The sequence below is a fragment of the Limosilactobacillus reuteri genome, assembly GCF_013694365.1.
Classification (GTDB): domain Bacteria; phylum Bacillota; class Bacilli; order Lactobacillales; family Lactobacillaceae; genus Limosilactobacillus; species Limosilactobacillus reuteri_E.
The window spans coordinates 731,018-755,026 of record NZ_CP059275.1; the positions used below are offsets into that span (position 1 = coordinate 731,018).

Consider the following 24,009-nt stretch of genomic DNA (forward strand, 5'->3'; position numbering starts at 1 on the left):
ACTTATGTCACAGTCCCTATGGACTTAACCAATTATCGAATCGACCCTGCTAAGTTTGCTTTAGCTTGCGTGCAAAGTTCACCTGATCTTACCACTGAAGACAAATTAAGGGTTTACAAGGAAGGATATGAAGAAGCGCTTATTTTCTATCACCAAATTCAAACAGCCGTTATTAATAAAGGTCGTTCAAAAGAAGATCGCAGCCTTAAGGAAATGGGAGACTTTTTCGATTTAAAGAACTAAATGAATTACGAGGAGCTATTTCAAAAAATTGATAAGTGGGCGCATGAACGTGGGATTGACCACGCGGATCCACGTGTCGAATTTATGAAGATGGCTGAAGAGCTTGGCGAACTTTCGAGTGCGTATAATAAGGAAAATCGGACTAAGCTTATCGATAGCATCGGGGACTTACAGATTGCATTGCTAATCTTTTGTAAATTAGTGGGTGTTGACCATCAACAAGCACTTACCGCAGCTTATCAAGAAATTGCAAAGCGAACGGGTAAGACAACTGCCGATGGGGTATTCATCAAAGAAAGCGACCTTAAATCAAGAAATAAAAAGGAGAAATAGGTGAAATTTATTTCGTGGAACATTGATTCAATTAATGCAGCACTAACTGGAACTTCCGTACGGGCAGGGGAAACGCGGGAAGTATTAAAAAAGATTGCAGCGATGAAGCCAGATGTCATCGCCATTCAAGAGACCAAGTTGTCAAAGAATGGGCCAACTAAGAAGCATTTAACGGTTTTACAAGAATTATTCCCCAATTATGAAGTGGCATGGCGAAGTTCCGTTGAGCCAGCACGGAAAGGGTATGCTGGGACCATGTACCTTTATTTAGCCCAATATGAGCCGAAAGTAACTTATCCTAAAATTAATGCGCCAGAACCAATGGATGATGAAGGAAGAATCATTACCCTTGAATTTCCGGACTTCTATGTTACGGAAGTGTATACACCAAATTCCGGCAATGGGCTTAAACGGTTAGATGAGCGGCAAACGTGGGATGATTGTTACCGAGACTACCTGCATGAACTTGACCAGCAAAAACCGGTAATTGCTAGTGGTGATTTTAATGTGGCTCATGAAGAGATTGATTTAGCTCATCCAGCAACCAACCATCATTCAGCTGGATTCACTGATGAAGAACGTACGCATTTCTCAAAACTATTAGCTGCTGGCTTTACTGATAGTTTCCGACACCTTCACCCCGACGAAAAGGGAGTTTATTCCTGGTGGGCACAACGGGTGGTTACTAGTAAACAAAATAACTCTGGCTGGAGAATTGATTACTGGTTAGTCAGTGATCGGCTTGCTGATAAGATTACAGAAGCGGGAATGATCGATAGTGGAGAACGCCGCGATCATACACCAATTATTCTAGAAATTGATCTTTAATTGCCTAAAGCCCGTCGTTCACTTTTGATTCAAGATTTGCAAAATGGTGTGTATGGCACATTAGCAGACAACGACCTTAAGAAATTATCTGAAAAAGACATTCAAAAGGGCTGTCCAACTACTATTTACTTGAATGGAAAAGTAATTGGCCACACTGCCAAGAATGATAACCACCACATTATTTGGGATAAATAAATGAATAAAGTTTCTAAGGGCCTTGTACTCGCTCTTGCCGGTATTACTGTTGGAACTAGTACTGGACTTAGCACTACCTTTTTTCAATCAACCAGTGTTGCCTATGCTGCTGAGATGACAAAGGAAAAAATGATTTAGATGATAAAGAAAGACTATAATATTGGACTTGATATTGGAGCAACTTCGGTCGGCTTTGCTGGTATCGATGAACAGTATAACCCAATTAAGTTAAAAGGAAAAACAGTAGTGGGGGTTAACCTATTTGAAGAAGGGCAAACAGCGGCAGACCGACGTGGCTTTCGCACTACCCGTCGTCGATTGAATCGGCGTAAATGGCGCTTATCATTATTAGAAGAGTTTTTTGACCTATATATTACGCCTGTTGATCCCACATTCTTTGCACGTTTGAAAGAATCAAATCTTTCACCAAAAGATAATAACAAAAATTTTAGTGGATCATTACTTTTTCCTGATATTACAGATCAAAAATTTTATGAGGAATATCCGACAATTTATCATTTGCGATATGCATTGATGACTGAAAATAAAAAATTTGATCTTCGGGCTATCTTCTTAGCAATTCACCATATGATCAAGTACCGGGGAAATTTCTTGAATTCCACACCTGTAGCACATTTTGATACGAGTAAGATTGATTTTGCAGGTGATTTCAATGAGCTGAATAGTCTTTACTTAAATGAAGATCCTAATAATATTTTTGAAATTAATTTACAAAATGTAAAAGAAATAAGTGATATTTTACTGGATCATAGTATTAAGAAGTTTGATAAGCAAAAGCAAGTTGCTAAACTTTTACTTACGTCTCAAAATAATAAGGAACTGGATAAAATAAATAAGCAAATTGCTACTCAGATAAGTAAAGCAATTCTTGGCTATAATTTTTCACTAAATGAAATTTTGAAAATTGAAGCAGAGGATAAAAGCAAATGGAAACTAAACTTTAGTAGCGCCGACATTGATGATAAGTTACCCAACTTAATTTCCGAACTTGATGAAAGTCAAGAATCAATTTTGAATATTATTTTAAGTTTGTACTCACGATTGACTTTAAATGGAATTGTTCCAAGTGGAATGAGTCTTTCCGAAGCAATGATTGATAAGTATGATACTCATAAGGAACACCTTGATTTATTAAAGAAATATGTAAAGACCCTTCCTATAAAAAATCGGAAAGAGATTGCTGAAGTTTATGCCGAATATGTTGGAAATTCTTCAAAGAAAACCGGACATATTTCTCAAGAAGAATTTTATAAGGCAGTAAAGAAGAATCTTGATAAGTCCGAAACAGCTCAAAAAATTCTTGGTTTAATTAGTGAAGAGAAGTTTATGCCCAAGCAACGGACCAATCAAAATGGGGTTATTCCATATCAACTTCACCAAAAGGAACTTGATCAAATTATTGTAAACCAATCTCAATATTATCCATGGTTAGCAGAATTAAATCCAGTTAAGGAGCATAAAGATGCAAAGTATAAGCTAGATGAATTGATTGCTTTCCGGGTACCGTATTATGTTGGACCGTTAATTGACCCTAAAACAACCCCTCAAACAGAACAAGGAAATAAAAACGCTTCATTTGCGTGGATGGTTCGTAAAGAAAATGGTCGAATCACGCCATGGAATTTTGATAAAAAAGTAGATAGAATTTCGTCTTCAAATAACTTTATTAAGCGGATGACTACTAAGGATACGTATTTAATCGGCGAAGATGTATTACCTGCCCATAACCTTATTTACGAACGTTTTAAGGTATTGAATGAGCTAAATATGATTCGGGTAAATGGACATAAGTTAGATGTTCCAGTTAAGCAGAATATTTACAATGACTTATTTAAGCAGCATAAAACAGTTACTAAAAAGAAATTAATAAATTATTTACAGTCTAATCTTCAAATGCCTGAGCGACCACAAATTACTGGTTTATCTGATCCCGAAAAATTTAATTCACAATTAAGCTCATATATTGATTTACAAAAAATACTAGGGAGTGAAATTGTTGATGATGCTAATAAGCAGGATGATTTAGAAAAGATTATTGAATGGTCAACTGTTTTTGAAGATTCACGGATCTATAAGGTTAAGTTACAAGAAATTGAATGGTTAACTGAAAAACAAAAAAATGAGTTAGTAAGCCATCGCTATCAAGGCTGGGGACGATTATCAAAGAAATTACTAGTTGAGCTAAAAGATAAGAATGGGAGCTCAATTATTGATTTGCTTTGGAATTCACAGCGAACGTTTATGGAAATTCAAAGTCGTCCAGAGTTTGCTGAACAGATTGCTAATGAAAATCAAGATAAATTAACTGAGGATAACTATGAAGATGTTCTTGATGCGGCCTATACTTCACCGCAAAATAAAAAGGCAATTCGTCAGGTAATTAAAGTTGTCGATGATATTGTTAAGGCAGCTGGAAAAGCACCGAAGTTTATTTCGTTAGAGTTTGCTCGCTCAGATGAACGGTCAGATCGTGTAAAGGCAAGGAAAACACAAATCCAAAAAATTTATGAAACTACCGCCAAGGAATTACTTAAAGATGATCAGTTAATTAAAGAGTTAGGTAGTGTTTCAGATTTATCAGATCGGTTATACTTATACTTTACCCAGCTTGGACGTGATATATATACAGGCAAACCAATTAATATTCTGAAACTTGAAAGCCTAGAATCACGGCTAACCACCGCGACTCTAGGCTTTCTCGCGTAATTCTGAAACTTGAAAGCCTAGAATCACGGCTAACCACCGCGACTCTAGGCTTTCTCGCGTAAAAAATAGAAAACGCAAGAACTCTCACGTTATACTTAAGTAACCCAAAAAATAAGTAGAAGAGAGTCTTCACCACATTTTATAGATATATACTAAATATATCATAGAACAAAAGAAAAAGCACTAACGTGCTTTAAGAGAGCGATTCATCCCCTACTTATAGAAGTGGGGGTATTCTCGCAAATTTATGGATAAATTATGAATTTTAATGAGGTACGATGCCAACCGTTGTCAAAAGAAGCAATGGCTAAGATGCAAGCAAGACTTGATAATCTCGCAAAACCAGTCAAGGGGCTTGGTCGGCTTGAGGAATTAGCTGATCATTTAGCGGGAATCTATGGGACAAGCGATTTTGATGTTAAACCGCGAAAATGTTTGGTCTTTGCAGCTGATAGTGGCGTAGTTCACGAAGGCGTATCAGCGAGCCCGCAAAAAATTACGGCAATTCAGGCGGTGAATATGATGAATGGTCATACTGCCGTTGCAGCGCTCGCAAAAGCATTTAATTGTCATTTGCAGGTTTATGATATCGGAATTAATGCCGAATTAAACTCGCCGTTGGTAGAGGAAAATAAAATTCGGCAAGAAACCGGTGATATGTTAGTGGAACCCGCAATGACGGTTGATGAAGCAAGGCGGGCAGTTCAATATGGCTTTGATAAAGGAATCGAAGCATACCAAGCTGGTAACCAAGTAATTGCGGTTGGTGAGTTAGGAATGGGCAATACCACAGCAGCATCAGCAATAATTGCGGCAATCTTAGGAAAAACCGGTGAAGAAGTTGCGGGAAGAGGCTCTAATATTTCTGATGAACGGCTAAAGCATAAAATCGCAGTAATTAATAAAAGCCTTGATCGTGCGGGCTTTAGTGGAAAGAAGAATAATGATGCACTAACGGTGTTAAGTGAGGTTGGGGCACTCGAGCTTGGTGCAATGGCCGGTGCGATCCTAGCTGCTGGTGCAATGAGGAAACCGGTTTTATTAGATGGCTTTTTATCTTATTCGGCAGCATTATTAGCAAGTACGATCAATCCAGAGATTATTGCTTATATGATTCCGACCCATAAGTCAAAAGAGCATGGTTCACAGATTGTATTACAAGCACTAGGTTTGGCACCGTATATTGATATTGATATGTGTGTTGGCGAAGGAAGCGGGGCAATGATGATCCTGCCATGGTTAGATGGGATCAAATCGGTTTTGGAAAATATGAATACTTTACAGGAAATGGATTTTAACTTTATTCCTTAAATGGCAATTTTGATAACATATCCTAAACATAAAATTCCAATTTATTGGCGGATGCGATTAGAACAGCAAGAAGACGTGATTTACTTTCCATTTCGCGTCCTAAAACCGGTTAAACTCAGTAGAGAAGAGATTCAGCAGGTAAAAAAAAGCGCGACATTGGTTATTACTAGCCTGTACGGAGCAAAAGTGTTTATTGAGGAGTTAAGTAAACTTAATAAAGCCGCAACGATTTATGTCCTTAGTGATAAGATCAAAAAAGTTTTACAAGAAAAAATCAAAAATCCGATTAAAGTAGCAGAGAGCGAAAACCGGAATGCTCTTCTTAAAGACTTAGAACAGCAAGAGGTTACTAGTGTATGCTGGTTAATTGGGGATAAGGCCGAAAAGTACTATGACGACTTTATTGGAAGTAAGGTAGTAATTTACCAAAATACGTGGGATAAACTACATGCTAGCAAGGGCTTAAAAATCTTTTTAAAGCATCAAATTACCTCAATACTAGTAACAAGCTCGTCTAACTTTGATCGGATGTATGAAGTGATGACTAAAGTTGATAGTAGCGATTATAAACACGTTAATTATTATGTATTAGGAACAAGCACGGGAAAGTACTTGGCGACAAAGGGGCTAAAAGTAAAAGTACCAACAGAAAAAAGAGATGTTTTAGCACATGTGTTAGAGAGTATTTGGCAAAGCGAAAGGAATAAGTAAATGAAACTGATTTTAGCACGACACGGAGAGACCAATTATAATCATTTGCGAAAATTTTACGGGTCGGCTGATGTTAGTCTTGATGAAAAAGGAAAAAGGCAAGCACAGGAATTAGCAGAAAAGGTAAGAAAGCTTCAGCCTACATTATTTGTTAGGACTAATCTTCAACGGACAAAACAAACGATTAGTGCAACAGAAGCATTCTTTCCGACAACTCCGACAATAATAATTCCTGATTTAGCTGAAAAAGGATTTGGCAATTGGGAAGGATTAGATGCAGATGAAATTGAAACTCAGTATCCAGAAGATTGGGAAAAATGGCTATCGGCACCGTTAACATATACACCAGCAACAGTCGAACCGTTTGATTACTTTCGGACTCGGGTACAGCAAGGCTTGCAATGGTTATTGGAGCATGTTACGGAAAGTGATGTAGTTTTTATCGTAGCCCACCTTGGGTCTCTTCGTCTGATATACCAAGAATTGATTGACCCGACAGCGGATTTTTATTCGCTTGATTTTAAGGCGTCTTGCTATAGCACAATTGAGTTTAGAAATGGGAGTGTTTACCAGTGGGAAATGAATCAATAGATGAAAGATGCGTTGATTTTATTTGGGCAGTTTTTTACTAAGCTGAACATTCCAATCCCTGTTGATGATGCAACTAATAAATTCAAAACGAGTATCCAATATATTACCCTTTTTAGCTTTTTATTAGGATGTATTGAAGGGCTAATCTTTTGGGGCTTTACCTACCTTTTTCCATTATGGTTTGCGTGGATTTTATACTGGATTACTGATGGCTTATTAACGGGGGGCTTTCACCTTGACGCACTTGCCGATACGGCCGATGGCTTTTTCTCGTCTCGAACATCTGATAAGATTTTTGCAATTATGAAGGACAGTCGGCTAGGGACAATGGGGAGCTTGGCACTGGTCTATTATTATGCATTAGTTGTTGGCTTAGGAATTGTTATTAGCCGTTATTTAACCCTTACTCATATGATCCTATTGACAATTTGTCTAACTATGCTGACTAAGGCCGGTTTGTCACTCCTCTTTTATAAAATGGTTTATCCAGGTAATAAAAAGGGGCTTTCAAACATCTGGCTAGGAATTAAACCTTGGCGGATAGTAGTCGCACAGTTTTTTGCAATTATTGTTGTTAGCCTCTGCTTTTCATGGCAGGGCTTAGTTAGCTACTTAATGATCCCATTGGTAGCCTTTTTCTATCGTCGAAAGGTGACGAAAGTGTTAGGAGGAACGCCGGGAGATACGTTAGGAGCATTTGCTAGTCTTTCTCCATTGATTTTTTTGATAACACTTACTATTTTATTGAGGTTTGGATTATGAATGGGAAAGCAAAACTTAACCCTTGTCTTAGGCGGTGCCAAGAGCGGTAAGTCAGAATTTGCTGAAAGTTTATATTCGCGCCAAGAAAAGGTTTGCTATATCGCAACTGGTGTAGTAAAAAATCCGGACGGTGAAATGCAATTACGAATAAAACGCCATCAAGAGCGCCGATCAGCTAATTGGACAACGCGAGAACAATATAGAGATATTGCAGAAGCGATTGAAGATAATCCTTTAGATGGCTACTTACTTGATGATGCGATAATGCTAGTTACAAACTTGTTTTATGATTTTGTGCTAACTAAAACAACGCCAGAAAGAATAGATGCTTATTTAGAGCAAACATCTTCGACAGAAATAGCAAAAATTCGACAAATGATTCTTGATGAGTGGACAAAAATTTTAATAGCGCAAAAGCAGAATAGTCAATCAATGGTAATAGTTAGCGATGAAGTTGGCTTAGGAGTAGTACCAGCAACCAAGCAAACACGGATTTTACGCGATTTGTATGGTGAGGTTAACCAGCTAATTGCCAAGAAAGCAGATGACGTCTATTTTGTCATTAGCGGATTAGTCCAGAAAATTAAGTAGTTGAGTAAATTAAATACAACAAGATCAAAGGCAGCTTTTAAGGAAGCACAAAAGTATATGCCAGGCGGGGTTAATAGTCCTGTACGAGCATTTAAAAATGTTGGTGGCGATCCGCTTTTTATTGACCATGGTAAAGACGAATATATTTACGATATTGATGGAAATAAATATATTGATTATGTTTTATCATGGGGTCCGCTAATTTTAGGACATGCAGACGATCAAGTAGTAGCTGAGCTTGATAAGGCAGTTGCAAAAGGCACGAGCTATGGTGCGCCTACATTACAGGAAACTGAATTAGCAAAAATTGTTAATAAGATTATGCCATCAATAGAAATGATTCGGATGGTATCTTCAGGAACGGAAGCGACAATGAGTGCTATTCGGTTAGCCCGTGGGTACACTCGCCGCGAGAAGATTGTAAAGTTTGTGGGTAATTATCATGGACACAGTGATTCGCTATTAGTTGACGCAGGGTCAGGTTTAGCAACATTTGGCATTAATACTTCGCCTGGTGTACCTGATGACCTTGCTTACGATACCTTAACAGTTGCCTACAATGATGTGGACGGTGTTAAGAAATTATTTGCAGATCATGGGGATGAAATTGCTTGTGCGATTGTTGAACCAGTAGCGGGAAATATGGGTGTTATTCCTGGTACTCAAGACTTCTTGCAAACTCTTCGTGATGTTACCAAAGAGCACGGGTCCCTTCTTATTTTTGATGAAGTAATGTCTGGCTTCCGAGCAGCATATCATGGTGTACAAAGTTTAGTTAATATTACCCCTGATTTAACAACACTAGGCAAAGTTATTGGTGGAGGACTTCCAGTGGGTGCGTTTGGTGGTCGTCGTGAAATTATGGAGCAAATTACCCCTGCTGGTAGTATTTATCACGCTGGAACCCTTTCTGGAAATCCATTAGCAATGACAGGCGGAATCAGTACGCTTAAGCAATTAACCCCTGAAGATTATGTTGAGATGGATAAAAAAGTTACAGCATTAACTGATGGGATTAAGCAAGCTGCAGATAAGTATGGTGTACCAATGACTGTTCATCATGTTGGAACAATGTGGAGCTACTTCTACAACAGTGATTCAATTAATAATTTTGATGATGTTAAAGCTTGTGATCAGAAGTTATTTGAAAAGTGCTTCTGGGAATTGTTAGCTCATGGTGTATATGTGGCACCTTCACAATTTGAAATAAACTTTATTTCTACTAAGCACACTGATGAGGACATTGAAAAGACAATTGCAGCATTTGATGCAGCATTTAATGCGGCAACCAAGTAAATGTTGCAATTTGATCGTCATCGTCGTTTACGTACTAGCGCTGCAATGCGAGATTTGGTAAGAGAAACTCATTTAAATAAAGATGATTTAATTATGCCGGTTTTCGTGGACGCAACAATCAACGGCAAAGAAGAAATTCCGTCAATGCCGGGAATTTACCGGTATAGTCTTGATACCATTTTGGATGAAATCAAGGAAATCGTGGACCTTGGTATTAAATCAATTATTATTTTTGGTGTTCCAGAGAAAAAAGACGAGGTTGGAACCGGCGCTTGGGAAGAGAATGGTATTGTCCAACAAGCGATTCGGTTAATCAAGAAAAACTATCCTGAATTAATCGTAATTGCAGATACCTGCTTATGTGAATACACCAGTACCGGTCACTGCGGAATTCTTAAAGACGGAATAGTCTTAAACGATGAATCCTTAGAATATCTTACTAAAACAGCAGTTAGCCAAGTGGCAGCCGGTGCGGATATTATTGCGCCATCAAATGCAATGGACGGTTATGTCGCTGCTATTCGTCAAGGATTAGATGAAGCAGGATTCAAGAACACACCAATTATGTCCTATGCGGTTAAGTTTGCTTCTTCATTCTACGGTCCATTCCGTGACGCAGCAGATGGTTCACCTAAAGAAGGACCTAAAGATCGAAAAACATACCAAATGGATCCAGCTAATCGCCTAGAAGCATTGCGTGAAGTAGCTAGTGATGAAAAGGAAGGTGCTGATTTTGTGATGGTTAAACCAGCAATGGCCTTCTTAGATATTATGCGTGAAGTTCGTAACCATACTTTATTACCACTAGTTGCATATAATGTTTCTGGTGAATATGCAATGGTTAAGGCAGCTACAGCTAATGGCTGGATTAATGAGGACCAAATAGTTTATGAAAGTTTGGTTGGAATGAAACGAGCTGGGGCAGACTTAATTATTACTTACTTTGCCAAGGACGTTGCTAAAAAACTTTAAATGACAGATAAAGTAATTGTTGGTAGTCGGAAAAGTAAGCTGGCAATGGCGCAAACCAAGCTAGTGATTGCATCGCTTAAGGAACTTTTTCCGACAACACAATTTGAAATTAAGAATGTTATTACTGAGGGCGATCGTAATCAGCAAGCAAGCCTAGCTAAAATTGGCGGTAAGGGTGTTTTTGTAAAAGAGATTGAAGAAGAGTTAAAAAATTGTACCATTGATTTTGCTGTTCATAGTCTTAAGGATGTAATGCCGGTACTGCCTGATGAATTAACACTTGGCGCCTTCCCTAAACGAGTATCGCCGTTTGATTGTTTGGTGAGCCGTCAAGAATTCACCAGTCTTGATGCTCTTCCACACGGTGCCCGAATTGGTACTAATAGTTTGCGCCGTCAGGGTCAGTTATTGAATGTTCGACCGGATTTAAAAATTATACCGATTAGGGGTAATATAGACACTAGGCTAAAGAAAATAGACACAGAAAATCTTGCCGGAGTTGTCTTAGCTGAGGCAGGGCTAGACCGCTTGAGTATTGACTTAAGCAGCTATCATCAGCTATCACTAAAAGATATTATTGTTCCAGCTGTTGGGCAGGGATGTTTAGCAATTGAATGTAGGAAGGCGGATGAAAGAGTACGCAAAATGCTTGATCAGATTAATGATCCGCAATCGGCAAAGTGTATTCATATCGAACGAGAATTCATGCGTGAGTTAGGAGGAAGCTGTAATTTCCCAATTGGTGGGCATGCTTACTTACAGGACCAGCAGATTGTTTTTGACGGGTTAATAGCATCCCCTAATGGTGAACACTTAATTAAAGAAGTAGCAGTTCCTGCCAATAAGCCTGGAGTCGGCAAGGTGGTTGCTGATCAGTTATTGGCTAAGGATAATTTTGGAATTATTGAAGGAGATTAGATGTATTTGATGTGTGTGAGTTTGAATTATCATCAATTACCAATTGAATTACGAGAGAAATTTTCTTTTTCAGCTGACGAGATTCCCAAAGCTAATAGGTTGCTTAATGCGGAAAAGAGTATTTTAGAAAACTTGTTGATTTCAACCTGTAATCGGACTGAAATTTATGCGGTAGTGGACCAGGTTCATACGGGTCGCTATTACATTAAACGTTTTTTGGCGGAGTTGTTCCATTATACGGTAGAAGAATTTAATCAGTATGTTTCAATTACCACCAAGGATGATGCTGCAAGTCATCTTTTCCGAGTAATTGTGGGGCTGGATTCTTTAATTAAAGGTGAGCCGCAGATCCTGGGACAGATGAAAAATGCATTTCAAGTTGCAACAGATCAAGGAACAACCGGAGTAATATTGAATCATCTGTTTCGGCAGGCAATTACATTCTCTAAAAGAATGCATACAGAGTATCGGGTAAGTGAACTGGCTCAGTCTTCTAGTCAAGCAGGATTACATCAAATTAAAAGCGATTTTGGTTCATTAGAAGGTAAGAGTTTGGCGGTAATTGGGTTAGGACATATTGGTAAACATACTGCTTATAATGCTAGTAACATGGGCTTTAGTAAAGTTTTACTATTGAACCGCACAGACCAGAAAGCTAAACAGATTGCTAACGAGTTGCAAGGGGTAGTGGAAGCACGACCATTTAGCCGGTTAGATTCAGTGATGGCAGAGGTTGATGCTGCTGTTTTTGCTGCTTCAGTAAAAGAGCCACTATATCGGGTAACCGATGATCGTCAGCAAGTGATTGTTGATTTGGGTGTTCCACGAAATGTCGCCTATGATAGTGAATCCGTCAATTACTATGATATCGATAATTTGCACTCAATATTAGAAACGAATGACACCAAGAAAAATCAAATGTTAAATCAAATTGCTAAAGAAATTCCCCTTGAAGTTAACAACTTTTATGTTTGGGAAAAGCAATTGCATATTGTTCCTGTAATTAGAGGGCTTCGTGAGCATTCATTAAAAATTGAAGGAGAAGCATATGATAGTCTTCTACGTAAATTACCAGAATTAAATGCCCATGAACGTAAAGTAATTAGTAAGCATATGAAGAGTATCATTAACCAGATGATTAAGGGACCAATCAAAGAGATCAAAGAGTTATCAGTAACGCCAGGAGCGACATCGGATATTGACTTTTTCTGTAAAATCTTTGGGATGGACAATTTAAAGGTGGAGAATCAAGAAAATGACAGATAAATGATGGAAGCACCATATCCGATTATTTTAAATTTGGCAAAAAAAAACGTAGCAGTAATTGGTGGCGGAAAAGTTGCCCATCGTAAAATTAAGAAATTGCTCTTGGCTGGTGTAGTACCGACAGTTATTAGTCCTGAGTTAGTTGCGAATATTGATCAAGCTAAGATTAACTGGATTCAGGATATTTATCGGCGGAAATATGTCGAAGAGATGGATATTATTATCGCATGTACAAATGACGCGCAGGTTAACGACCGTGTCAAAGCGGAGGCAACACATTTTCAATTAGTAAATAATACTAGTGATAAAACTAATTCTGATTTTTATAATTTAGCAACACTTAGCTCAGATGATATGTTTATCAGTATTTCGACAATGGGAAAATCACCCAGTGTTGCTAAAAAAATGAAAAATGAGATTAAAGAATGGGTTAGTAAGAGATTTCATAAGGAGTTTGAATAAATGTCAGCACAGTCCATAATGTTTCAGGGAACAGCATCAGATGCCGGAAAAAGTTGGTTAGTTGCAGCTGTTTGTCGAATATTATCTAATCAAGGAAAAAAAGTTGTTCCATTTAAATCACAGAACATGGCGTTGAATTCATTTATTACTGATATTGGTGATGAAATGGGACGAGCACAAGTCTATCAAGCGGAAGCAGCACGGGTAAAACCAGATGTGCGGATGAACCCAATACTGCTTAAGCCATCAACCGATAAAGATTCGCAAGTAATTGTAATGGGCAAAGTACTTGCTGACATGGATGCTGCAAGCTACTACAAGTTTAAGCCGCAATTAATTCCCCAGATAATGGAAGCATATGAAGGACTTGCAAGTGAAAATGATGCGGTAATTTTAGAAGGAGCCGGCAGTCCTGCTGAAATTAATTTAAACGATAATGATATCGTTAATATGGGGATGGCCCGAATGGTTGATGCCCCTGTAATTCTTGTTGCCGACATTGACAAAGGCGGCGTATTTGCTTCTATTTACGGAACCATTAAATTAATGCCGCTAGAAGATCAGCGACGGATTAAAGGGATTATTATTAATAAGTTCCGGGGCGATAAAAGTTTACTTGAACCGGGGAACAAGATGATTGAAAAATTAACGGGAGTACCTGTTATTGGTGTCTTACCGATGAGTGACATCGATATTGATGAGGAAGATAGTGTTTCATTAACTCGGAAGTCGCGTCAAAAAGAAGCGGGGAAAGCATTGGACGTTGCTGTGATTGATCTTGATAAAATTTCTAATTTTACCGATGTTCATAGTCTTGAAATCCAACCGGACGTATCTGTTCGTTACGTTGTAAAAGCAGACGAATTAGGTACGCCAGACCTTCTAATTCTCCCTGGAAGCAAGAATACAAATGAGGACCTTGCTGCTCTTAAAAAGAATGGGCTATATGAAGAAATTTTACGAGCACACCAAGATGGTAGTAAGGTGGTTGGTATTTGTGGCGGTTATCAAATCCTTGGTCGAAAACTTTATGATCCCGAAGCAATTGAATCACCAATTAAGGAACAAGCAGGTTTGGGGCTGCTTGACACGGAAACAACCTTTAACGAGCAAAAGACAACAACACAGGCCGTTGCCAAAAGAAAGAATTATACATTAAAGGGTTACGAAATTCATATGGGGACTACTAAATTAGGCCTAAATGCAACGCCTTTCTCTGTTATTTATACGACTAACGGTCAATCAGAGTCGCGGGAAGACGGGGCGGTTAGTAGCGATGGAACCGTAATGGGGACTTATCTTCATGGAATTTTCGATAATCCTTATTGGACGCGCCATTTTTTGAATAAGATTAGGACAAGTAAGGGTTTAGCGCCACTTGTTAACACTAATGTTTCGATTAGCGATTATAAAGATCAGCAATATGAGAAACTTGCTCAATTATTTGAACAAAATGTTGATATGGAAAAGTTTGAACAGATTTTGCATGATTCAACAAAAAGTAAAGGGTGAATGATTGAATTAAAACACCTTAGCTACAGTTATGACGATAGGGTAAAAATTCTCGATGATATTTCATTAAAGATTGGTGCAGATAATCATAAAGTAATTGGCTTTATGGGTCACAATGGTGCGGGTAAATCAACCCTTTTTCTTAATTTAGTTGGTGAACTAAAGCCGACTAGCGGAGAAATATTAATTGATGGAGAACCTGTAGAATATTCCAAAAAAGGACTACGTAAACTGCGGCGGAAAATAGGAATTGTTTTTCAAAATTCAGATCAGCAAATTTTTTATTCAATTGTTAAAGACGATGTTGCTTTTGCACTGCATAATCTTAAAGTTCCTAGCGAAGAAATAAATAAACGAGTAGAAAAAGTATTAAGTGAACTTGATATTCTACCATTAAAGGAACGACCAATTCAGTATTTAAGCGGCGGTCAGAAAAAAAGAGTTGCGATTGCTGGAATGATGGTAATTGGTTCAGAATGGATCCTGCTTGATGAGCCAACGTCCGGCCTTGATCCGGATGGTCGAATTAGAATGCAAAAACTGATTCAAAAATTAGTAAATAACGGACAGCGAATAATCTTATCAAGCCATGACATGGACTTCATGTATGAGACCTGTGACTACTTCTATTTATTAGGAAAAGGGAAGATTTTAAAGCAGGGAGATAAGCAAACCGTCTTTGATGATGAACAATTATTGCGGGAAAATAAGCTTGACCAGCCGTGGCTAGTAAAAATTCACCAGAAACTGGGCTTGCCATTATACGATAGTGAGCAAGAATTATTTGCGATTGAAGGAAAACATAACTGAATGCTGAGTATTGATAAATATGCTTATGAAAATCGAATTGTTAACTGGTCACCAAAACTTAAGGCTTTATTATGGCTTGGCGGAATTATTCTTGCTTTTCAACCAATTCAATGGCTGAAATTAGCAGTTTTGGTAGTAGTTGCAGCAATTACGATTTATGTGACAAAGGTATCTTTTAGGCGCTATCTTAGCTGGTTTTATGCAATTATTCCCTTTGTCCTTTTAAGTATTATTGGAATTGTAGTGACGGTTTCTCCGCAACGAAGCGCGCTAATTTGGCCAATAAAATTTGGAAGCGTCTATATTGGGATGGCAAAGGTTATGATGCCAAAAGCTGGGCAAATGGCGTTGCAGTGTATGACGGCAATTGTTTGCACTTATTGGTTTGCATTAACAACACCGTTTATTCAGATTTTGCAGGTACTCAAAGCAGCGAGGTTTCCTCGTGTTATGATTGAGGTTACGATGCTAATGTATCGCTTTATCTTTATCTTTGTTGATGCATTCGATCAAATTCATCGAGCACAAAAACTACGATTCGGATATGATTCCTTTGGACTAATGATTCATTCATCTGGTATTTTAGCGAAGATGCTTTTTGAACAAGTTATTATTAACTATGAAATGATGACAAAAGCATTAGATGCTAAATTATATGATGGAGAATTTTATATCTAGATGAAGAAGCGAACAAAGACTAACATCATCTTATTGATCTGTGTTATATTGCTGGTTCTGATTCCATTTATTTTTGTTAAGGGTGAGTACGGAGGTAGTGATGACCAAGGGACTGAACAAATAAAGAAGTTTGATCCCCATTATAAGGTGTGGGCACAACCCGTTTGGACACCACCATCGGGCGAGATTGAAAGCCTCCTTTTTACCGTTCAAGGTTCTTTAGGGACAGGAGTTATTTGTTACTTTATTGGTGTAGCGCATGGCAAGAAAAAAGCGAGAGAAAATTCTAAGAATAATGGGAAGCAACAAGTCACAGGTAAGTAAATGGGAGCATTGAAAAAATATCGGAAATTTATGTTATTTTTAGCAATTGGTTTTATTTATACCCTTGCTTATCCGATGACAGCTCACGCAATGCATATCATGGAAGGAATGCTGCCGCCTAAGTGGTGTATTTTCTGGTTTGTTGTATCCGCACCATTCTTCATTTATGGATTATATCGAATGCACAAGATCGTCAATTCAGATATTCCTAATGCTAAGGTTATGTTAGCGCTTTGTGGAGCTTTTGTTTTTGTTCTCTCGTCATTAAAACTGCCGTCAGTTACTGGTTCATGTTCTCACCCGACAGGTGTTGGGTTAGGAACAGTAATGTTTGGCCCAGGTGTTATGTCTGTTTTGGGTGTTATTGTGCTATTATTCCAGGCTTTATTGTTAGCTCATGGTGGATTAACTACTCTTGGAGCTAATGAATTTTCGATGACCATTGTTGGACCAATAGTTGGGTATGCTGTTTGGAAACTTTGTCGAGCAATGAAGGTTAGACGGTCTATATCATTATTCCTTTGTGCAATGTTTGCGGATTGGTCAACATATGTAACAACTGCCTTTCAATTAGCAATTGTTTTTCCAGATCCAAACGGTGGTGTTGGAGCAGCACTTGTCAAGTTCCTCGGAATTTATGCCGTAACACAAATTCCATTAGCGATTGCTGAAGGCTTATTAACGGTTATTGTTTACAACTTAGTAATCAGTAATGATCTTTGGAAGGAGTCGGCTTTACAATGAGTGGCAAGTTTTTATGGAATTGGTGTTGGTCCTGGAGATAGTGAATTATTGACTGTTAAAGCAATCAATACGATCAAGAATTTAGATGTTTTGTATGTACCGCAAGCGCATAAGGGAAGTAAAAGTGTTGCAGAAAGAATTGCAACCCCATATCTGCCAGCAACATTAGCAATAAAGAAGCGCCATTTTCCAATGGTAAAAGATTGGGATACTAAGATGGAGAGTTGGCGTAAGATTGCGGATGAAATTAAAGATGATGTGCAACAAGGAAACAATGTTGGTTTCCTTACACTAGGGGATCCATCCGTTTACAGTACTTTTAGTTACCTTGCCGACATATTGATACCAGTCATTGATGTTCAAACAATCGCTGGAATTTCATCATTTAGCCAAATTGCAGCTAGCTTATCAATTCCATTAATGCTGGATGAGGAATCGCTAGAAGTGGTCCCTGCAACGGCCGATAAGGAAAAGTTAGCAAAGGTAATTGACCTAAATGATAATGTTGTCATTATGAAAATTGCCACTAATTTTAAGAAAGTTTATCAAATCCTCAAAGAAAGAAAGTTATTAGATAAAACCGTTATTGTCGAAAATGCATCAATGGCTAATCAAAGGGTGCAACGGTTAACAGAATATTCAGCAGACGACCAGCTACCGTATTTTTCAACCGCGTTATTAAAGAAAAAAGAGGCATAAGTGAATAAAAAAGCAATATTAGCAGTAAGCTTCGGGACAACATATCCGGAAACCCGTGAAAAAACAATTGGAGCTACGGAAAAGAAAATTAGTAAAGAGTTTCCTGATTATGATGTATTCCGCGCTTTTACATCAACGATTGTTCGGAAACGTATCTATAAAAATGAAGGAATCAAAGTTGATAGTATCCAAGAAGCATTAGATAAATTAAGAGCGCAGGGTTATGAAGAAGTTTACTTGCAATCTTTGCATATTATTCCGGGAATTGAATACCAATTAGTCCAAAATGCTATCGATGGTTATTCACCACAATTTAAGAAACTTGTTGCTACTCCGCCATTGCTTGACAAATTTGCGGACTATGAACAGCTGGTTAATTTTTTGAAGAAGCAAAGCGCGTATTTACCATCTGGAAAAGCTATTTTATGGATGGGACATGGAACAGCTCATAGTGCCTTTACAACTTATGCTTGCTTAGACCACATGCTTGCAGGAACAAAAAGCTATGTTGGGGCTGTCGAAAGCTATCCTGATGTTCATGATGAAATTAAGCGGCTAAAACACGCAAAGGTTGAGAAAGTATATATGCAGCCATTGATGATGGTGGCAGGAAATCACGCCCATAATGATATGGCATCAGATCAGCCGAACTCTTGGAAGACGGTCCTAAAAGAAAATGACATTGTTGGTCATCCTGTATTAAAGGGATTGGGTGAGTATGAAGAAATTCAAGAAATGTTTATTGCTAAATTACGAACGACAATTGAGAGGGGATGAATGAGTGGTAGAGTAACGCTCCTCGGTGCAGGTCCTGGGAATCCTGAACTATTAACATTAATAGGTAAACGGCGGCTGGGAGAGGCTGACGTAGTATTATATGATCGGTTAATTGATCCATCATTATTATCATTTACAAATGATGATGCGGCCCTAGTTGATGTTGGGAAAATGCCTCTGCGCCATAAAGTGAAGCAGTCCCAAATCAATGAGATGTTAGTTGATTATGCAAACTCAGGGAAAAAAGTGGTTCGGTTAAAAGCTGGCGACCCATATGTCTTTGGTCGTGGTGGCGAAGAGGCTCAGATACTACAACAGCAGGGAATTAATTTTGAAATTATTCCTGGAATTACTAGTGCTATTGCTGGGTTAGCGGCTGCTGGGATTCCGATTACCCATCGTGATTTTGCGTCGAGCTTCCACGTGATTACGGGACATCATAAAAAGGATGGGCAGCAACTCGACTGGGAAAACATCGCTAACCAAGAAGGAACGATTGTTTTCTTGATGGGGATGGCGCAACTGCCTAATATATGTCATCAATTGATAGCACATGGAAAAGCGATGGAAACCCCTGTTGCAATTATTCAGTGGGCAACACAATGGCGACAAAAAATGGTCAGTGGTAACCTTTCAAACATTGTGGAATTGGTGAATAAAAACGGGTTATCATCACCAGCACTAATAGTAGTAGGGAATGTTGTTAAGCTTAGTAAGCAGTTGAATGTTGCTAAGCCGCTTGCAGGAATCCATGTATTAGTACCATATAGTAAGAGGCAGCGATTATTTAACTGCTTGGAAGATTTAGGCGCAACTGCGGACTTTTATCAGCGATCAATAGTGGAATCCGTCCCAGCTAAGTTACCTGTTCTTGATTCATATTCGTCAATCCTATTTGATGATTATCTTGCTTATAAAGAATTTATTAAATTACTTACAGCAAGCAAAAAAGATATTCGCGCATTGGTAGGTAAAAAGATTCTTGCAGGTAATCAAAGTGTTGCCAAACATCTTGCAACACAGGGGTTGTTAGTAGATGAAGTTGTTACAACGACCAAACTTTCTGATGATGTACTTGAAGTTGGCGGTCAAAATTCGTCTTATTCACATAAAGAATTTCTTAGTCTCTACCAACGAAAAGAACAAACACATGAGTTGCCGTTTGACCTTGCAGAATTTAATGCAGTGATTTTCCCTAGCACTGCTAGTCTACGGGATTTTAAGAGTACGTTAAATGAAGAGCAGTTTAAGCAATTAAAGGACCTAACAGCCTTTGTGATGGGACAATCCATTTATGATCTTGCAACGCAGAATGGTTTTAAAAAAGTAATCAATTGTCAGCCAAATATCAAAGCAACAATTGAGCAGGTAAAGGAGGAGTTAGCAAGTGAATAAATGATTCTTTTATTGGGTGGAACTACAGAAAGCTTAGCCGTTGCGGATGAATTGACTAAACATAAGGTTCCGTTTGTCTTATCGGTTATTAGTGATTATGGTGCGGAACTGGCCCGCCGTCATGCTAAAAACATTGTTGAAACAACATTTACTGATGAAAGTCTGTTAAGTTTTTGCCACGATAACCAAATCAGCTTCATTCTTGACGCTACTCATCCTTTTGCCCGAGTCATTTCACAACTAGCAATGGACAAGGCAAATGAACTCCAAATACCTTATTTGCGTTATGAACGCCAGAATATTTACAGCAAAAACGCCAAATTAAAAATGGTGGACTCATTAGAAGAAGCTTGTGAGTATTTAAGGACGGTAAAGGGGAACGTTTACTTATCAACTGGAAGTAAAACGGCACCGGAATATGCGGAAAAATTGGGCGTTGACCGATTACACGTCAGGGTCTTACCAACAACCCGCGTAATGGAGAATTTAACTGCAGCGGGGTTTATTGCATCTCAAATTGACGCGATTCAAGGCCCCTTTACAGTAGCATTAAATTATGAATTATTTAAGCGTGCCAATTCAGTTGTGGTTGTTACAAAAGAAAGCGGGCGCCAAGGCGGAATTCAGGAAAAAATTGCCGCATGTGAACAATTACAAATTCCGTGTATTATTATTCGTCGACCGCAATTAAATTATCCTGCGGTAGTTGCTGATTTGAGCGAGCTAAAAGAGTATTTGGAGGAAAATTATGAGTGGTAGATGTTATATGTAGTTGGATTAGGACCAGGATCAAAAGAGTTGATGACAGAAGAAGCACGCCAGGTAATTGAAAATACTCATACGATTGTCGGTTATGCTACTTATGTTCGTTTGATTGAGGACATGATTGAAGGCAAGGAGTTAGTTGTTACTGGAATGCGTGGCGAGATTGAACGGTGTAAAAAAGCGCTTGAAATTGCAGCAACAGGAAAGGATGTTGCGATTATTTCAAGTGGTGATGCCGGTATTTATGGGATGGCAGGACTAGTTCTTGAATTAGCAGGCAAGATGGATACCCATATCGATGTCAAAGTGATTCCTGGTGTAACTGCAAGTATTGCAGCAGCAGCGCATCTTGGCGCACCATTGATGAATGATTTTTGTCACATTAGTTTGAGTGACCTAATGACACCGTGGGATGTAATTACAGAACGAGTCGATGCAGCAGCTAAGGCTGATTTTGTAATTTGTCTTTATAATCCACGTAGTAAAGGTCGTCCACACCATCTTCGTAAGGCTTTAGATATTATTCTCAAGTATAAGTCGCCTGATACTGTCGTTGGAATTGGTAAAGATGTTGCTCGGCCAAAAGAGATTGATAAGGTTACAACGATTAAAGATCTTGATGAAACTGAAATTAATATGACTTCAATTGTCATCGTTGGTAATAAAAATACATATGTTGAAGATGGCAGAATGATTACTCCACGAGGTTATACCTTATGAATGAAACGGTTTGTGATCATAGCGTTAACAGCAGGTGGTGCGAAAACTGCCCGTCAATTGCAAGAACACTTACAAGAACAGTCATATCATACGGAAGTCGTCTTACCACAACGGTTAGCTCAAGGGAAAGAAAATTATTATCCTAAGGGCGAATTTACAGCGACGATGCATCGACTATTTAAACAGTATGATTGTGTTATTTGCATAATGGCAACGGGGATTGTAGTCCGTTCATTGGCAGCAGTAATTGTTGATAAGACGGTAGATCCTGCTGTTATCGTAATGGACGAGCAGGCTAACAGCGTAATTAGTCTTCTTTCAGGACACGTTGGCGGAGCAAATCAATGGACAAGATTAATTGCTAGGTTAACAGGAGCAACCCCGGTTATTACAACCGCAACAGATACGGAAAAGGTTCAATCACTTGATATTTTGGCAAAACGAGTTAATGGTTGGTACCCAAATTTTAAAGAAAACACGAAAAAAATAAACCGATTATTAGCTGAAGGTAACAAGGTTGAACTATATATTGAACCCTACTTACGACACTATGTAAAGCAGTTCGATGGATTTGAAGTATTAACAAAGATAAATGAGCATCAAGATGGGGTGCCGTTAGTTATCGTTTCAGATCATTCTAGATTCGCTAAAAATAAAGATGCTATCCACGTTATTCCGCGGGTTAATGTCCTTGGGATTGGGTGTCGGAAGAATGTCACTAATGAGATGATGCAACAAACATTTGCTGAATTTTGCGCAAAACATCAGTTATTATGGGAATCAATTGTAAAGATAGCCTCAATTGATATTAAAAAGAATGAACCAGCAATTCAATATTTAGCTCAGGTATTTAATATTCAAGCGGAGTTCTACTCGGCTCACGAACTGCAGCACGCAAGCATTAATTATCCTGAGTCGGCTTTTGTCTTGAAGACGGTTGGAGTTGGAAATGTTGCTTGTGCAGCTGCTGATTATGCGAGCGGTGAGCGGAACGCTACAGAAAGATACGCTAACCACGAAGTAACAATAGCACTTAGTCGGTTACACGAGATATAGATGGCAATTGTAAGTTTTGTAGGTGCAGGTCCTGGTGAAACAGACTTAATTACGTTAAAGGGATATAAATTATTATCTGAGGCTGATGTAGTAATTTACGCCGGTTCATTAATTAACACAGACTTACTAGATTATTGCAAAGATGGTGCTGAAAAGTATGATAGTGCCAAAATGACCTTAGACGATATCGTTGATCGAATGGAAGAATCAGTAAAAAACGGTAAATCAGTCGTACGGCTACAAACTGGTGATTTTTCAATTTATGGGTCAATTCGTGAACAAATTGAAGAAATGAAAAAACGCGGAATAAAATATCAATGTGTTCCTGGGGTCAGTTCATTTCTTGGTGCAGCTTCAAGCATGGGTGTTGAGTATACAGTCCCAGAAGTTGCGCAGAGTGTCATTATTACAAGAATGGCGGGACGTACGCCGGTACCAGAAGGCGAATCGCTTAAATCATTAGCTCAGCACCAAACCTCAATGGTAATTTTCCTTTCTGTTCAGGGAATTAGAAAAGTAGTTGAACAACTTGAGGAAGGCGGATACCCATCAGATACGCCAGCTGCAGTTATTTATAAAGCAACCTGGCCTGATGAAAAAGTTGTGCGCGGAACACTAGCAGATATAGCTGAAAAGGTCCATGACGCTGATATTCGCCGGACTGCATTGATTATGGTTGGAAAGTTCCTTGGGGATGAATACAATTACTCACACCTTTATGATGCAGGCTTTAGTACAATGTTCCGTAAAAAGAGTAAGTAAATGCGTGATGATGAGTTCTTAAGAAATAAGGTACCGATGACTAAATCAGAGGTACGGGCAATTAGTATTGACAAACTAGATTTAAGCAATAAGAAATCGATGTTAGATGTTGGTGCAGGAACTGGGAGTATTAGTATTCAAGCTGCCCGTGAATTTAAACAATTAGCTGTAACGGCAGTTGAAATGAATCCAGATGGTATCGATATCATTCAGCAAAATATAAATAAATTTGGCTTGAATAATATCAAATTAGTTCAGGGTACCGCTCCAGCAGATATACCAGACCAAAAATATGATGCAATCTTTGTTGGCGGTAGCGGTACACACCTTAATGAAATTATTCGTTTTGCAAGCACTCATTTAAATGAAGGCGGTGCAATTGGCTTGAACTTTATTTTGTTTGAGAATGCAATGCAGGTTGAAAAATTATTACAAGATAATGGATTTAAGGAGATTGAATTAATTGAAGTCGGTGTTTTGCGCTGGCATAAATTAGGCAAAGGACATTTCTTTAAGCCGAATAATCCAACAATTATTGTGAGCGCACAAAAGTAGGTGGCA

At 38.5% G+C, this 24,009-nt stretch carries 29 protein-coding genes; all 29 read left to right on the forward strand.

All coding sequences use genetic code 11. The features are described from left to right. Positions 1–18: 18 nt before the first annotated feature. The 29 genes from HHK02_RS04240 to HHK02_RS04380 all read left to right on the forward strand — a co-directional run bounded on the left by HHK02_RS04240 (position 19) and on the right by HHK02_RS04380 (position 24,003). Positions 19–243, forward strand: coding sequence for a hypothetical protein (locus HHK02_RS04240; protein WP_181462805.1), 225 nt, complete (start codon positions 19–21; stop codon positions 241–243). Beyond that, positions 244–576, forward strand: coding sequence for a MazG-like family protein (locus HHK02_RS04245; protein WP_003671551.1), 333 nt, complete (start codon positions 244–246; stop codon positions 574–576). It begins immediately after the preceding gene. Beyond that, positions 577–1,404, forward strand: coding sequence for an exodeoxyribonuclease III (locus HHK02_RS04250; RefSeq protein WP_099979650.1), 828 nt, complete (start codon positions 577–579; stop codon positions 1,402–1,404). Then, positions 1,405–1,599 carry a hypothetical protein gene (locus HHK02_RS04255; protein WP_107690218.1) on the forward strand — a complete coding sequence of 65 codons (195 nt, stop codon included), beginning with the start codon at positions 1,405–1,407 and terminating at the stop codon, positions 1,597–1,599. It begins immediately after the preceding gene. Further along, a complete protein-coding gene (locus tag HHK02_RS04260; protein WP_181462806.1) occupies positions 1,600–1,737 on the forward strand; it encodes a hypothetical protein in 138 nt (45 codons plus the stop codon). Then, positions 1,738–4,326 carry a type II CRISPR RNA-guided endonuclease Cas9 gene (gene cas9, locus HHK02_RS04265; protein WP_231124904.1) on the forward strand — a complete coding sequence of 863 codons (2,589 nt, stop codon included), beginning with the start codon at positions 1,738–1,740 and terminating at the stop codon, positions 4,324–4,326. Positions 4,327–4,584: 258 nt separating this feature from the next. Then, a complete protein-coding gene (gene cobT, locus HHK02_RS04270) occupies positions 4,585–5,637 on the forward strand; it encodes a nicotinate-nucleotide--dimethylbenzimidazole phosphoribosyltransferase (RefSeq protein ID WP_003669958.1) in 1,053 nt (350 codons plus the stop codon). Continuing rightward, positions 5,638–6,348 (forward strand): uroporphyrinogen-III synthase, encoded by a 711-nt coding sequence (locus HHK02_RS04275; protein ID WP_003669957.1) that lies wholly within the window; start codon positions 5,638–5,640, stop codon positions 6,346–6,348. It abuts the gene before it with no gap. Continuing rightward, a complete protein-coding gene (locus tag HHK02_RS04280) occupies positions 6,349–6,939 on the forward strand; it encodes a histidine phosphatase family protein (protein ID WP_003669956.1) in 591 nt (196 codons plus the stop codon). Continuing rightward, positions 6,940–7,701: an adenosylcobinamide-GDP ribazoletransferase gene (locus tag HHK02_RS04285; RefSeq protein WP_003669954.1), complete on the forward strand. Its 762-nt coding sequence runs from the start codon at positions 6,940–6,942 to the stop codon at positions 7,699–7,701. It abuts the gene before it with no gap. Beyond that, entirely contained in the window at positions 7,702–8,292 is a 591-nt protein-coding gene (locus tag HHK02_RS04290) for a bifunctional adenosylcobinamide kinase/adenosylcobinamide-phosphate guanylyltransferase (protein WP_003669952.1), read from the forward strand. Next, complete coding sequence (gene hemL / locus HHK02_RS04295) at positions 8,293–9,588, forward strand: glutamate-1-semialdehyde 2,1-aminomutase (protein WP_181462807.1); 1,296 nt, start codon at positions 8,293–8,295, stop codon at positions 9,586–9,588. Next, positions 9,589–10,560, forward strand: coding sequence for a porphobilinogen synthase (gene hemB / locus HHK02_RS04300; RefSeq protein WP_003669950.1), 972 nt, complete (start codon positions 9,589–9,591; stop codon positions 10,558–10,560). Next, a complete protein-coding gene (hemC, locus tag HHK02_RS04305; protein WP_003669949.1) occupies positions 10,561–11,478 on the forward strand; it encodes a hydroxymethylbilane synthase in 918 nt (305 codons plus the stop codon). Then, a complete protein-coding gene (gene hemA, locus HHK02_RS04310) occupies positions 11,479–12,744 on the forward strand; it encodes a glutamyl-tRNA reductase (RefSeq protein ID WP_152697235.1) in 1,266 nt (421 codons plus the stop codon). Beyond that, the gene (locus HHK02_RS04315) at positions 12,745–13,206 is read left to right on the forward strand and encodes a precorrin-2 dehydrogenase/sirohydrochlorin ferrochelatase family protein (RefSeq protein ID WP_225429473.1); all 462 of its coding nucleotides are present in this window, start codon (positions 12,745–12,747) and stop codon (positions 13,204–13,206) included. It abuts the gene before it with no gap. Further along, the gene (locus HHK02_RS04320; protein WP_003669946.1) at positions 13,207–14,718 is read left to right on the forward strand and encodes a cobyric acid synthase; all 1,512 of its coding nucleotides are present in this window, start codon (positions 13,207–13,209) and stop codon (positions 14,716–14,718) included. Continuing rightward, positions 14,719–15,528 (forward strand): energy-coupling factor ABC transporter ATP-binding protein, encoded by an 810-nt coding sequence (locus tag HHK02_RS04325; protein ID WP_003669945.1) that lies wholly within the window; start codon positions 14,719–14,721, stop codon positions 15,526–15,528. Next, complete coding sequence (gene cbiQ / locus HHK02_RS04330; protein WP_003669944.1) at positions 15,529–16,206, forward strand: cobalt ECF transporter T component CbiQ; 678 nt, start codon at positions 15,529–15,531, stop codon at positions 16,204–16,206. Then, on the forward strand, positions 16,207–16,530 hold the full coding sequence (locus tag HHK02_RS04335; RefSeq protein ID WP_003669943.1) for an energy-coupling factor ABC transporter substrate-binding protein: 324 nt from the start codon (positions 16,207–16,209) through the stop codon (positions 16,528–16,530). Further along, on the forward strand, positions 16,531–17,274 hold the full coding sequence (locus HHK02_RS04340) for an energy-coupling factor ABC transporter permease (RefSeq protein ID WP_003669942.1): 744 nt from the start codon (positions 16,531–16,533) through the stop codon (positions 17,272–17,274). Next, positions 17,275–17,973 carry a cobalt-factor II C(20)-methyltransferase gene (locus HHK02_RS04345; RefSeq protein WP_003669941.1) on the forward strand — a complete coding sequence of 233 codons (699 nt, stop codon included), beginning with the start codon at positions 17,275–17,277 and terminating at the stop codon, positions 17,971–17,973. After that, on the forward strand, positions 17,974–18,750 hold the full coding sequence (locus HHK02_RS04350; protein ID WP_063164357.1) for a sirohydrochlorin cobaltochelatase: 777 nt from the start codon (positions 17,974–17,976) through the stop codon (positions 18,748–18,750). It begins immediately after the preceding gene. Continuing rightward, a complete protein-coding gene (cobA, locus tag HHK02_RS04355; protein ID WP_003675134.1) occupies positions 18,751–20,145 on the forward strand; it encodes a uroporphyrinogen-III C-methyltransferase in 1,395 nt (464 codons plus the stop codon). It abuts the gene before it with no gap. Then, positions 20,146–20,904 (forward strand): precorrin-6A reductase, encoded by a 759-nt coding sequence (gene cobK, locus HHK02_RS04360; protein ID WP_003675135.1) that lies wholly within the window; start codon positions 20,146–20,148, stop codon positions 20,902–20,904. It begins immediately after the preceding gene. Continuing rightward, positions 20,905–21,630, forward strand: coding sequence for a precorrin-3B C(17)-methyltransferase (gene cobJ / locus HHK02_RS04365; protein ID WP_003675137.1), 726 nt, complete (start codon positions 20,905–20,907; stop codon positions 21,628–21,630). It begins immediately after the preceding gene. Beyond that, positions 21,631–22,686, forward strand: coding sequence for a cobalt-precorrin 5A hydrolase (locus HHK02_RS04370; protein ID WP_152697233.1), 1,056 nt, complete (start codon positions 21,631–21,633; stop codon positions 22,684–22,686). Further along, on the forward strand, positions 22,687–23,448 hold the full coding sequence (locus tag HHK02_RS04375) for a cobalt-precorrin-4 methyltransferase (RefSeq protein WP_035159597.1): 762 nt from the start codon (positions 22,687–22,689) through the stop codon (positions 23,446–23,448). Next, on the forward strand, positions 23,449–24,003 hold the full coding sequence (locus tag HHK02_RS04380; protein ID WP_003669930.1) for a decarboxylating cobalt-precorrin-6B (C(15))-methyltransferase: 555 nt from the start codon (positions 23,449–23,451) through the stop codon (positions 24,001–24,003). It begins immediately after the preceding gene. Positions 24,004–24,009: the final 6 nt, after the last annotated feature.